A 12,056-nucleotide genomic window follows, 5' to 3' on the forward strand; every position below is an offset into this window, starting at 1 on the left:
TTCCATAAGCTATGAATTTGGAGACAAAGATAACAATTTATAAATTTACCCCTCAGGTTTTTACATTGACCCCATTTATGAAACGCCGTTTCCTGTTGTTTAGGGGGCTGTGTAGAAGTTTGAGCGACAGGATAAGCGGAAAGTACAGACTTCTATGCCTTTTGATGTATTAATTTTATTGAATCCGGGAAGTCTATAAGAAGATTTGCGACTTATGAAAATGTTTAGAATGCTTGCTGCTTCCATGCTGAGTGCAGCGTTGTGTCTGGGATTTACTGCTTGTAGTGACGATGACGAAAATGAAAATGGTGAGGGTGGCGGAAGCACTGTCACTGTGGTCAAGCCGTCGGAGGTATTCAAGGGGGGACTACCGAAGTCGGCTGCCGGGATGTCTATCTCCCAAAACAAAGAAGGACTGGTGATAAGTATCATAGGTGAGGATGGGGAAAAAGCCGTCTTCGAGTATTTCTTTGCCGAAACGAAGGCAGATGCGACGAAAGACCGCGCAAAAATCACCGTGACAGATGACGAGGGCGATGTTACCGAACTGAACTTGCAGCTCAACAGCAATGGCTATGTGGAATATTGCAACTCCATAGACCACGCCGGCACTTCCGATGCCAGTGAGTTCACTTGGGAGATGAAGTACGATGCCGACGGTCATCTCATAGAAATGAGACGTTCTGAAGGTAGCGGTGAGTTGACGAAAATCACTTATAAAGATGGTGATGCTGTGAAGACTTCCACAAGCTATATGGGTGGTGGAGATATGAATGGCGACGGAGTTCTTGACGGCAATGACGAGTGGGAGGACGGTGCTATCATAGACTATACGACGGGCGAGATTGCAACTCCCATTGATAACAAGGGTTGCCTGATGATGTTCGACGAACTGCTGGATGTGGATATGGATGAGATGATATATGCCTACTACGGAGGTATGCTTGGCAAGGCTACCAAGCATCTGCCGCTTGCGATGCGTGATGCTGATGATACTTCTGTTGAATTATCGAATTATAAGTGGACACTGAATTCCGACGGTTATCCTACGCAACTGCTTATAAAAGACGAGGGGGATGAGAAGAAGTACACATTTACTTGGTGACTTATCGGAAAATGACAAATAGCGAGAAGGCTTGCATCGGTTAGGTGCAAGCCTTCTCGCTATTTGTCAATGATTAAGTTTAGTCCATTTCTCTTGTATATCTAAAATGAACTAAACCTTTGTTTTTATTGAAAGTTGTTAGCCTGTCTCCTTTGAAAGAAATCTTGTGATTTCTTCCTCACTGGGCAACTGGATTTTATACTTTTGCACAAAAATATTCGGGTCTAGTCCTGTTTCATAATGTTACCATCTTACCGGTTCGTTTAATATATTTCCGTCTGTTGTATCTTCTTGTGCGAATGTTGCAGCCTTATATTGAATGCAAAGCATAATAAGGGGAATTATGCCGTTGTTCCGGACAGACCTTTTACCTTTAGGGGCTACACGTACCACACTTCCTTCCGAAACAGGGAATACTTGGCCGTCTACTTGAAATTCTCCGTTTCCACTAAGGAAGAAATAAAGTTCTTCATGCGTTTTGTGAGTATGAAGAAAACCGGTTTCTGTTCCCGGTTGGAATAACTGGAATGAAAATTCGCTTCCTGTGGCTTGAAGTGCAGCCCCGCCAAACACTTTTCCCGGAATTTTTATTTCAGGAGCAAGTTCCAACAAGTAATCTCCTAATTCATTTAACTTGCCTAAGTTGATAGCGGTGAAGTTTGTCGCTGATGCTGTTTTTTCAATCTGTTTCATAGCTTTTAATTTTGATGTTTATACTTCTATTGATTACGTATCGCAAATTAACTAACTTTGCATTGGATGATTGCTTTCTTTTTGATACTGCAAATATATGAATCAATTATTTGCAATACAAGAAGTTACAAATATGTATCAAAGTTACCCGGAGGTTACTTATGCAGAAAAACAATAGATTGTCATGACGAAAAAAGAAGAAAAAAAATCTATCATTGAGATTTGCCCTATTCGGAATGTCGTTGCACGTTTTGGTAATAAGTGGGCATTGTTAGTTGTTTTCATTCTGAATGAGAATGGTTCAACCCGTTTCAACCAATTAGCGAGGCAAATTCCTGATATATCAACTAAAGTATTGTCTAATACGCTACAGATATTGGAAGCTGACGGACTGGTAAAACGAACCGTTTTTCCGGAAGTTCCGATAAGAGTGGAGTATGAGTTGACAGCAACAGGCAAAAGCCTTGTCCCTATCATTATATCGTTAACTGAATGGGCGCAAAATAATATGCAATCAATAATGGAGCACAGAAAAAAGTTCGAGAGCTTGCCCTAGAATGAATATATAGAATAGCATTGTTATTAAGAATCGGAACGGCAAAGGGTTATTTCATGGTAACACCGGCAGCTCTGTTCCGTACGGAAAGACTCTTTATAATATTCGGCTACTCTATTATCGGTATATCAATATTCTCGTTTTTCTCGTTCCAGTCATCGACAGTAAAGTCACCGGAGGATTCTTCAGAGAAAATATCACCCAGACTTAACGTTAATGTCAGTTTGGCATTGGCATCGAGCGGGCTGCTCAATGCTTGTCTGAAGCTTTTCACATTACCGTTTTTAAGAATGATTGCCAGTTGGAATTCCGGTTTTCCGGCGGACGGGAACAGCATAACGGTGCTGTTGCTCATCTGAGTACCATCGTTTGAACGAATCAGAGGGAACGCGATTGTACGTGGTGTACCTTGCGGTTTTCCCGTATAATAATTGAGTTCGCTGTAAATGTTGGTGATGCGTACGGCCACACTGTCTATACTGGAACTTAGTACGGCATTGTCTTTGTCTTTCAGGACAACCTTTATTCCGGCTACCACTCGTTTTAAAGAGCCACTGAGGCTTTCGCTTCCGATGTTTACCGGCTGTGTGGCGTACACCAGGTCGAATACGGGATAGTAAATGGTATCGGCTGACATTCTGAACAAGCCGAGAGACTGTTTGGACATATCGGCTCCTATGCTGTGAGCCGCCTCTTTTATGGCAGGGTGGGCATAAATGGGAGTTTGGTATTGGGGTGTTCCCCAATAAATCATATTGTAAGTGCCTATCGGCAGAGAAATCTCCCTATTGATGGAATTGTCATGGAAACTTCCGTCCTTTACCCGGTAATAGCCGTAGAAAGGAGACAGTTTTCCTTTTACATAATTTCCATAGTATATGGAACTGTTTGCATCGCATGGCATAATTGTAAGAATGCCGGTAAACGGGCTTTGGCGGCCGTCGGTGTTGCTGATGCTCACAGCCATTGAGGGACTGACAAGATGCTGATTATCCGTATCGTTGTTCCGGTCATCGTCCGAACAGCTTGCTATGAGAGCTGCAAGGCCCATTAACAGTATCGATTTTTTCATTATCCGTTGGGTTTTGGGTTATTTCCATAGAGAACATTCTGCAGTGGGAATGGTTCCCGGATACGGTACATTTCGGGAAAATTATTCGTCCGGCGGGGGAACAGTTATCAAAGGAAAGCTGTGCGGTTAGCTTCCGTTTCAGGTTTTTCCGTATTTTTGCAACACAATAAAGAATTAACTTGTGATGAACCGTATGTTACTTGCGCTAAAGCGCCCTTTTATCTGGCTGTACCGATTCCGCCACCGCTGCGGTTACGGGGTGCACTCGCCTTTTGCCTTCAACCTGATAACGCACGTTATCTATGAAACGACTCCTTATTATAAGTATAAGGAGCTGGCTTCCGAGCAGAAGAGGCTTATGCCGCAGAAAGACCGGGCATGGGGGTACGAGTCCTTAAAGGTGAAACGGCTTCTGTTCCGGCTGGTAAATTATGCACAGCCGGCTACGATTGTGGATGCAGGCATGCAGGCTGCCTCTTCCTTATATCTGAAAGCTGCGAAGGAAGGGGCGGACTACACTGCCGCCGCCGACCTGTCCGAACTGTTTTTGGAGAGTGGCGCGTCTGTCGACTTTTTATACCTGCACGATTACCGCCGTCCGGAGTTTGTGGAAGAGGTGTTCCGTATCTGTGCCGACCGCACTGCGCAAACGTCCGTCTTTGTAATCGAAGGTATCCGTTATACTTCCCGGATGCGTGCCGTTTGGAGGCGTATCAGCCGGCACGAAAAGGCAGGCATCACTTTCGACCTTTACGATCTCGGTATTATTTTCTTTGATAAAACCAGGATAAAACAAGACTATATTGTCAACTTTTGATTACCTTTAGGCGTTTCAAAGGAAAAAAGACCATTATGAAGAAAAGCCTTGTATATACAAAGACCGGAGATAAAGGAACCACTTCCCTTGTAGGAGGCACGCGTGTTCCTAAAACCCACATCCGCCTCGAAGCCTACGGTACGGTGGACGAACTGAATTCCAATCTGGGGTTTCTGATAACTTTCCTTTCCGACGAGCCCGACAGGCAGTTCCTGCAGCAAGTCCAGGACAGATTGTTTGCAATAGGTTCTTACCTTGCTACGGATCGTGAAAAGACACGGCTGAAGGAGGCGAGTATCATCACCCCGGAACAGGTGGAGGCGATAGAGCGCGAGATAGACCGGCTGGACGACAAGCTTCCCCCTCTCTCTGCTTTTATTCTTCCGGGCGGGAGTCGCGGAGCCTCCGTTTGTCATATCTGCCGTACCGTTTGCCGCCGTACCGAACGTCGCATTCTTGCTTTGGCGGAACAGACGGACATCTCTTCCGAGCTGTTGGCCTATGTAAACCGTCTATCTGACTATTTGTTCGTTCTTTCGCGTAAAATGAACCAAGACGAGAAAAAAGAAGAAATATTTTGGAATAATAGTTGCAAGTGAAATATTTTGTTATACTTTTGCCGAAAAATAAAGAAAGGAATTACTACTCACAATTTTAATACTTAGAAACTATGTATTGGACATTGGAATTGGCATCTAAACTGGAAGATGCCCCTTGGCCGGCAACTAAGGACGAATTGATTGATTATGCCATGCGTTCGGGTGCTCCGCTTGAGGTTATTGAGAACCTGCAGGAAATGGAAGATGAAGGCGAGATTTATGAAAGTATTGAAGATATTTGGCCTGATTATCCCAGCAAAGAAGATTTCTTCTTCAACGAAGAGGAGTATTAATGCGCTTTGATTGAATTTCATCCGTCGGCTTACGGATATACAAATTATAGAAAGAGGTAGTACGAAGGCCTTTACTATGGCCGGAATACTATCTTTTTTTCTTTTTAATCCCCCATTATATTAATGATGACACAAACAGGAGAGGCACACCGCTTGCCCGTATTGAAAGAACGCCACTTGCCCGGGGAGTGCCGGCAAAGTGTAACGGAACTGCTGAAAGAGACCTATGGTTACGACGGGTTCCGCAATCTCGAGATTTACGATGATTTGTTTAAAAACAGGGATACTCTCTGTATTTCTCAGGGACAACTGGTTGAAAATGTAATCCGGGAAGCGGAAAAGGCGTACAAAGGCGGCGAACAGCCCGACAATATCCTGCTGACTGCTCCGACCGGTGCGGGAAAGTCTCTCTTGTTCCAGCTCCCCGCCATCTATCTGGGAAAAGAATATAACCTGCTGACTATCGTTGTCTCTCCTTTGAAAGCGCTGATAGTGGACCAGGTGGAAGGCTTGCAGGACGTAGGGTATGAACGTGTGGCATATGCGTCTTCCGACCTTTCGCCGGAGCAGAAGATGGAAGTGTACCGGGCGGTGCGTGAGGGGGAAATCGACTTGTTCTATCTTTCACCGGAGCTGTTGCTCTCCTACGACATCAGACATTTTATCGGCAACCGCCGCATCGGTATGGTTGTTGTCGATGAGGCGCATACGGTAACCACCTGGGGCAAAGAGTTCCGCGTGGACTATTGGTTTCTGGGGCGTTATTTGGACGCATTGAAACAGAACCTCGGTTATTCGTTCCCCCTGTTTGCCCTTACCGCCACTGCCGTGTGGAATCCCAAAGGCGGCAACGATATGGTATTCGATACCATCCGCTCCCTGCAAATGGAACCTTGCATACTTTATGTAGGTACGGTCAGGCGCAAGAACATCGGTTTTGACATCCGCCGGCTCACATTGGAAGAGGGAGAGACTTATGACAAAGGCAAGCAACGCGTCATATCCGGGCGTGTGGAGGAGTTTCTCGACGGGCATAAGGCGCTGCTTTACTATCCTTTTGCCGGTGGCATAGATATGCGTATCAAGACCTGGGTGGCTCCTGCTGACTGGCGTCTGGTGGCTTCTTACTACGGCAAGAAGGACAAGGCGCAGAAGGCTGCCATCGTCAGGGACTTTAAAGAGGGCACGAAGCGGATGATTGTTGCTACAAAAGCTTTCGGTATGGGAGTGGACATCAGCGACATCGACCGTGTTTACCACGTGGCGCCTTCCAGCACGTTTGTCGATTACATTCAGGAAATAGGCCGTGCCGCCCGTGATGCGGATGTGCAGGGTATTGCCGCCACCGATTATCACGAACGCGACTTTTATTACATGAAGCGTCTGCACCAGACCGGCAACATCGGGCAGGACCAACTGGAACTTATCCTGAAGAAACTCATGGAGGTATATCGGATGAAAGGGAAGAAGGAAGAGATACTTGTTTCCCTGTCCGACTTTGAGTTCGTGGTGAAGCTGCCGCGTACCAAGAATAAGCTGGAGTACGAGGCCGAGTTGGGGCAGCTTATCAAAACGGCCCTGCTGTGGCTGGAGGATGATTTGGAGCAACGCTACGGCACACGTCTGCTGGAGGTAAGTCCGCAAAATCTGTTGACGGAGGGTTACATCCAGGACAAGACGGGCGATGCCTTTGCACGCGAATTTCAGGCCTATCTTACCGGGGTGGACGGTGAAGAGGGAGTCTACCGTGCCCGTTTGGACACTCTTTGGGAAGAGCGTTTTCCGGAGTTGGGATACAGGGAGTTCAAGCAGAAACTGAACAGCGGCATGTTGTGGGAAGGTTCACGTGCTGTTTCGGTGGGCAAGCACGAGGTGTTGCTGAAAGAGGATGCAACGGTTATCCGCCAGCGCATGGATGCTTTGTTCAAGAGCCTGGTATTGATGCTGAAAACAGCTTTGCTGAAGTCGAAAGGCCGTTTCGATGAAGAGGAGTTGCGTGCGGTGTTTGCCGAGCACGGCATGGATGTGCCGTCGGCCAAACGTTTCATCGGTTCGTTGCTGGAAAGCCGCACCGAGGAGGGGCGCAGCGTAAGTTACATCAGCAGCGTCAAGAAGAAAGACTCGAACGAGCTCTCGTTTACCGTCACCAAAGGTTTCGACCTGCTTCTGTCCCGTTATCAGAAGCTGTTCGCCCAGCGTATCGCAGGCAACAGGGGCGACCGCTTGCAGTTCTATTGCACTCCGTTCTCCGATTTGAATATGTTGCTCAACCTTCTTTCCATGCTCGACTGCCTGTCGTTCAGCGTAGAGGGAGGCGGTACGCCTTGCGTGCATGTACGGTTCGATAACCCGGAACTTCTGCAACAGTTGGCGGATTCCGACGAATATCATAATCTTATACTGGACACGAACGAACGTATCTTCGAGGAGCAGATTGAGCTGTTCTCCTTTTTCTTCGGTACGGATACTCTGACCGACGACCAGCGTTGGGATTTCGTGGAAGAGTATTTCACCGGAACAACCGTGGAGGAGCTGAAGAAGAAATACGGCGGCAGCCGGCCCGTATGAGTTTGGTGCGTGTGCCGTCGCTACAGCTTCTGAAAGGCCAGCCGTTCGTCTCCATTCTGCAGGTATATGATGCCGCAATATTGGAAGCCGTGTTTTTTGAGGATATGTTGCAGGATATGGTTGTCGCGGTGCGTGTCTGCCCGTAGGTTGGGAATCTGGCGGTAGCACCATTGCAGGCAGGCGGATGCCACTCCTTTGCTTTGCTCCGTGCTTGCCAGGCGGTGGATGACGCCGTAGGGACGCGTGTCGTCACTCCAGGCTCCTTCGTAAATTCGGGCGTAAGTAGGGTCGTTCCCTTGTATGAAAGTGAAAGTCCCTACTATGTTCCGTTCTTCATCGAGGCATACGTAGCTGTTTCCGTTCTCGATGTCCTTCTTTACAAGTTCTTCATCGGGATAGCCGCCGGTCCACTGCTTCATGTTTCCGCTTTTGCGCATGATGCGCTTTCCCTGTTCAAAGAGCTCCATAAGGATGCCGAGTTCTGCAATCTCTGTTTTCCTGATTTCTATCATACTCCGTAATAAAGAAATGTATTTTTTTGAATAATGTTTTGCAAAGGTAGTCAATCTATGCTTTCCGATGCCTATCTTGCATTTTTAATCTCCTAAAAAAGAAAACACGTTTTTTCTCGTCACTCGTCACCGGTAGCGTTCTATCCCTTTGCAGAAGGGGGATGGAGAGGGTGTTGACAACGGTGACGAGAGTGTTGACCAATTGTTTGTCGTCACTTCCAGTCATCACTTTTATCCTTCTTTTTTATTGTAACAGGCTTATACACAGAAGCAAAACCTATGTGAAGCGAAATTTGTTAACTGCGGTTAAAAGCCTCCGTTTTTCAAGGGCGGAGCGTTCCAAACTCTGCGGCTTAATGTCACTGTAGCTCATTGGTTTTGTCGTTTTACAGCATGTATAATGTAGGAAAGCCGGATGTAAAACCTCGTTTTCCAGTTGCGGGCTCTCCGGTTGCCGGTTGCGGGCCGTACGGTTTCCATATGCGGGCCGTACAGCCCGCAGTTGCAGGACGAGGAAAACAATGTGGCATAGCAGGTTTTTGCATAGGGTATTTCTCCTTTATACATAAGGGATGTCGTGGAAAAACACCGGCATACGGAATGCTCCGGGCTGGAGATTGGGACGGTCTCCCACCGGTGGCGCACCGGAACTCTTGTTTTAATTTTGAACAATTCGGAATGCCTGTTGTTTTTTTAAGGGATAATTTGCATATATTTGTCCGCGAAATTTAAACGTATTGAATTATGAAAAAGTTCTTTAGTGTTTTTATGATAGCTGTATGCTGCATGGCATTGGCTATGCCTGCCCAAGCTCAGTTGATTAAGTTTGGTGTAAAAGGCGGTGTGAACTTGTCGAAACTCAAGTTAGAAGGAATGAAAGACAACTCTACCGGATTCTTTTTCGGACCTATGGCGGAAATAACGATTCCCGTTATAGGACTGGGAGTGGACGGTGCGTTGCTGTATTCTCAGAAAGGCGATAAGATGGAAGGTCTTGATATGAAGCAATCGGGGCTGGACATACCTGTCAATCTGAAATATTCCATCGGTCTGGGCAGTATGCTGGGTATTTATGTAGCGGCCGGTCCGGACTTCTTCTTTAACTTCAAGGGTGATAAGAATTTTGAAGATGGAAGAAAGTTGGAAAGCAAGAAAGCGCAGGTGGGTATCAATGTGGGAGCCGGTGTGAAACTGGTTCGGCATTTGCAGATAGGTTTCAACTATACGATTCCTTGCGGCGACTCGTTCACCTGGAAGAGTGCCAGTGAGGCTATCGGAACAAAGAATAAGACCTGGCAGATTTCTGCTGCTTACCTGTTCTAAAGATATAACGGGATTATCTCTGTATGGCGTTGCCGATTTTGATTGGCAACGCCGTTTTTTTACGTTATCTTTGCCGTTGCAATGGAAAAGTTCGTAGATGTCATATTGCCCCTTCCCCTGCATGCCTGCTTTACATACTCGCTGCCGGAGGATATGGCGGGGAGTGTACAGATTGGCTGCCGGGTGGTCGTTCCTTTCGGACGGAAGAAATACTATACGGCTATTGTGCAGAACATACACTATTCCGCACCGGCCGGGTACGAGGTAAAGGAAGTGAGTGCCCTGCTGGATGCGCATCCTATCCTGCTGCCCGAGCAGTTCAGGTTTTGGGACTGGCTGGCGGATTATTATCTCTGTACCCGGGGCGATGTCTATAAAGCGGCGCTTCCTTCAGGCTTGAAGTTGGAGAGCGAGACCATCGTGGAGTATAACCCCGATTTCGAATCGGATGTGCAACTGCCCGAAAAGGAACAGAAGATACTGGACCTGCTTGCTGCGGAGCCGGAGCAGTGCATTACGAAACTGGAGAAGGAGAGCGGCATCAGGAATATCCTGTCCGTAATTAAATCCTTGCTGGATAAAGAGGCGGTCTTTGTGAAAGAAGAACTGAAGCGCACCTACAAGCCCAAGACCGAGACCCGCGTGCGCCTGACGGAAGCGGCAGGCAACGAACACCGTCTGCACTTCTTCTTTGACGAACTGCAGCGTCGCGCTCCCAAACAGTTGGACTTGCTGATGAAGTACATCGAACTTTCCGCCTGTTTGGGTAAAACGCCGAAAGAAGTCACCAAGAAGGAACTTTTGCAGCGGACTTCCGCTACGCCTGCCGTGTTCAACGGGTTGGTGGAACGCGGGGTCTTTGAGGTATACCAGCAGGAAATAGGCAGGCTGAACGCAGCCTCTGCCCGGACAACCCTCCCTTTAAATCCTCTGAACGGGCATCAGCAGCGGGCATACGACAGCATTGTGGAAAGTTTCCGGACAAAAAATGTCTGTTTGCTGCATGGAGTCACGTCCAGCGGAAAGACGGAGATTTACATCCATCTGATAGAAAAAGTCATCCGGCAAGGGAAGCAGGTGCTGTATCTGTTGCCGGAAATAGCCCTGACCACACAGATTACCGAAAGGCTGCAACGGGTGTTCGGTTCGCGTCTGGGCATCTATCACTCCAAGTTTCCGGATGCCGAACGGGTGGAAATCTGGCAGAAACAGCTTTCGGACAGCGGATATGACATTATTTTAGGAGTGCGTTCTTCCGTGTTCCTGCCCTTCCGCAAACTGGGCCTGGTTATCGTGGACGAGGAGCACGAGAACACATATAAGCAACAGGACCCCGCCCCCCGCTACCATGCACGTAATGCCGCCACTGTGCTGGCTGCGCTGTATGGCGCCAAGACCCTGCTGGGCACGGCGACGCCTTCCATAGAAACCTGGCACAACGCCATGTCCGGAAAGTACGGGCTGGTGGAGCTGAAGGAGAGGTACAAGGAGATACAGTTGCCGGAGATTATTCCGGTAGACATCAAGGAGTTGCAGCGCAAGAAGCGGATGAACGGGCCCTTTTCCCCTTTGTTGCTGCAATATGTCCGCGAGGCACTGGAACGGAAAGAACAGGTCATTCTGTTTCAGAACCGCAGGGGGTTTGCCCCGATGATAGAATGCCATACGTGCGGGTGGGTTCCCAAATGTAAGAACTGCGATGTCAGCCTGACCTATCATAAAGGACTGAACCAACTGACCTGCCACTATTGCGGATATACCTATCAACTGCCCCGCATCTGTCCCGCTTGCGAAGGAACGGACTTGCGCAACCGCGGTTTCGGTACGGAAAAGATAGAGGACGACGTCAAACTCCTGTTTCCCGAAGCGACCGTTGCCCGTATGGACCTGGATACCACCCGCACACGCGCGGCCTACGAGCGTATCATCGCCGATTTTGAACAGGGAAAGACGGATATTCTTATCGGTACGCAAATGGTTTCCAAAGGGCTGGACTTCGACCACGTAAGCGTGGTAGGCATTCTGAATGCGGATACGATGCTGAACTATCCGGATTTTCGTGCCTATGAGCGTGCTTTCCAGTTGATGGCGCAGGTGGCAGGGCGTGCCGGACGGAAGAATAAAAGGGGCAGGGTAGTGTTGCAGACCAAGAGCATTGAGCATCCTATCATCCCTCAGGTAATTGCCAATGATTACGAAGGCATGGTCGACGGACAGCTTGCCGAGCGGCAGATGTTTCATTATCCCCCTTATTATCGCCTCATATATGTGTATCTGAAGAACCGCAATGAGGCCCTGCTCGATTTGATGGCGCAGACTATGGCGGGCAAGCTGCGTGCCATCTTCGGCAATCGGGTGTTAGGGCCGGATAAACCGCCGGTGGCACGTGTGCAGACGCTGTTTATCCGCAAAATTGTAGTGAAGATTGAAACCAAAGCTCCTATGGCGCGTGTCCGCGAATTGTTGCTGCAGGTACAGAAGGAGATGATAATGGAAGACCGTTTCAAGTCGCTGATTG

General features: G+C 48.0%; 11 protein-coding genes. 8 read left to right on the plus strand and 3 right to left on the minus strand.

The features are described from left to right. Positions 1 to 214 precede the first annotated feature (214 nt). On the plus strand, positions 215 to 1,105 hold the full coding sequence (locus AB5903_RS18420; RefSeq protein WP_005656621.1) for a DUF4595 domain-containing protein: 891 nt from the start codon (positions 215 to 217) through the stop codon (positions 1,103 to 1,105). Between the two features lie 243 nt (positions 1,106 to 1,348). Here the strand turns inward: AB5903_RS18420 and AB5903_RS18425 are convergent, their stop codons facing one another. Then, the gene (locus AB5903_RS18425; protein ID WP_005656613.1) at positions 1,349 to 1,798 is read right to left on the minus strand and encodes a cupin domain-containing protein; all 450 of its coding nucleotides are present in this window, start codon (positions 1,796 to 1,798) and stop codon (positions 1,349 to 1,351) included. A 184-nt stretch (positions 1,799 to 1,982) separates the two neighbouring features. Here AB5903_RS18425 and AB5903_RS18430 point away from each other — a divergent pair, with 184 nt between their 5' ends. After that, positions 1,983 to 2,354 carry a helix-turn-helix domain-containing protein gene (locus AB5903_RS18430; RefSeq protein ID WP_117903838.1) on the plus strand — a complete coding sequence of 124 codons (372 nt, stop codon included), beginning with the start codon at positions 1,983 to 1,985 and terminating at the stop codon, positions 2,352 to 2,354. Positions 2,355 to 2,463: 109 nt separating this feature from the next. Here AB5903_RS18430 and AB5903_RS18435 read toward each other — a convergent pair whose 3' ends face one another. Continuing rightward, positions 2,464 to 3,426: a FimB/Mfa2 family fimbrial subunit gene (locus AB5903_RS18435; RefSeq protein ID WP_368118095.1), complete on the minus strand. Its 963-nt coding sequence runs from the start codon at positions 3,424 to 3,426 to the stop codon at positions 2,464 to 2,466. Positions 3,427 to 3,610: 184 nt separating this feature from the next. On the opposite strand from AB5903_RS18435, the gene AB5903_RS18440 reads away from it, so the two are divergent. From AB5903_RS18440 to AB5903_RS18455, 4 genes are all read left to right on the plus strand, one after another. Continuing rightward, positions 3,611 to 4,243: a hypothetical protein gene (locus tag AB5903_RS18440; protein WP_005656606.1), complete on the plus strand. Its 633-nt coding sequence runs from the start codon at positions 3,611 to 3,613 to the stop codon at positions 4,241 to 4,243. A gap of 35 nt (positions 4,244 to 4,278) precedes the next feature. Further along, positions 4,279 to 4,842, plus strand: a complete 564-nt coding sequence (locus AB5903_RS18445) for a cob(I)yrinic acid a,c-diamide adenosyltransferase (protein ID WP_016660802.1) — start codon at positions 4,279 to 4,281, stop codon at positions 4,840 to 4,842. A gap of 71 nt (positions 4,843 to 4,913) precedes the next feature. Further along, positions 4,914 to 5,135, plus strand: a complete 222-nt coding sequence (locus AB5903_RS18450) for a DUF2795 domain-containing protein (protein WP_002558131.1) — start codon at positions 4,914 to 4,916, stop codon at positions 5,133 to 5,135. A gap of 123 nt (positions 5,136 to 5,258) precedes the next feature. Next, entirely contained in the window at positions 5,259 to 7,703 is a 2,445-nt protein-coding gene (locus tag AB5903_RS18455) for a DEAD/DEAH box helicase (RefSeq protein WP_368118096.1), read from the plus strand. Positions 7,704 to 7,723: 20 nt separating this feature from the next. Here the strand turns inward: AB5903_RS18455 and AB5903_RS18460 are convergent, their stop codons facing one another. Further along, positions 7,724 to 8,215, minus strand: coding sequence for a GNAT family N-acetyltransferase (locus AB5903_RS18460; protein ID WP_117856871.1), 492 nt, complete (start codon positions 8,213 to 8,215; stop codon positions 7,724 to 7,726). 744 nt (positions 8,216 to 8,959) lie between these two features. Between AB5903_RS18460 and AB5903_RS18465 the strand changes: the two genes are divergently transcribed. Together AB5903_RS18465 and priA are read left to right on the plus strand one after the other, a co-directional pair. Then, on the plus strand, positions 8,960 to 9,538 hold the full coding sequence (locus tag AB5903_RS18465; protein ID WP_118206683.1) for a porin family protein: 579 nt from the start codon (positions 8,960 to 8,962) through the stop codon (positions 9,536 to 9,538). 81 nt (positions 9,539 to 9,619) lie between these two features. Beyond that, positions 9,620 to 12,056, plus strand: a 2,437-nt coding sequence (gene priA / locus AB5903_RS18470; protein ID WP_368118097.1) for a primosomal protein N', incomplete at its 3' end; no start/stop codon positions are given.

This window comes from Bacteroides sp. 2201st1_D9_2201SCRN_220225 (assembly GCF_040928965.1).
In the GTDB taxonomy this organism is placed as follows: Bacteria; Bacteroidota; Bacteroidia; order Bacteroidales; family Bacteroidaceae; genus Bacteroides; species Bacteroides stercoris.

What these genes read in the sequence shown, in the direction of transcription:
- AB5903_RS18420 (WP_005656621.1), top strand. Translation starts at nt 215, where the DNA reads ATGAAAATGTTTAGAATGCTTGCTGCTTCCATGCTGAGTGCAGCGTTG.
- AB5903_RS18425 (WP_005656613.1), bottom strand. Translation starts at nt 1,798, where the DNA reads ATGAAACAGATTGAAAAAACAGCATCAGCGACAAACTTCACCGCTATC.
- AB5903_RS18430 (WP_117903838.1), top strand. Translation starts at nt 1,983, where the DNA reads ATGACGAAAAAAGAAGAAAAAAAATCTATCATTGAGATTTGCCCTATT.
- AB5903_RS18435 (WP_368118095.1), bottom strand. Translation starts at nt 3,426, where the DNA reads ATGAAAAAATCGATACTGTTAATGGGCCTTGCAGCTCTCATAGCAAGC.
- AB5903_RS18440 (WP_005656606.1), top strand. Translation starts at nt 3,611, where the DNA reads ATGAACCGTATGTTACTTGCGCTAAAGCGCCCTTTTATCTGGCTGTAC.
- AB5903_RS18445 (WP_016660802.1), top strand. Translation starts at nt 4,279, where the DNA reads ATGAAGAAAAGCCTTGTATATACAAAGACCGGAGATAAAGGAACCACT.
- AB5903_RS18450 (WP_002558131.1), top strand. Translation starts at nt 4,914, where the DNA reads ATGTATTGGACATTGGAATTGGCATCTAAACTGGAAGATGCCCCTTGG.
- AB5903_RS18455 (WP_368118096.1), top strand. Translation starts at nt 5,259, where the DNA reads ATGATGACACAAACAGGAGAGGCACACCGCTTGCCCGTATTGAAAGAA.
- AB5903_RS18460 (WP_117856871.1), bottom strand. Translation starts at nt 8,215, where the DNA reads ATGATAGAAATCAGGAAAACAGAGATTGCAGAACTCGGCATCCTTATG.
- AB5903_RS18465 (WP_118206683.1), top strand. Translation starts at nt 8,960, where the DNA reads ATGAAAAAGTTCTTTAGTGTTTTTATGATAGCTGTATGCTGCATGGCA.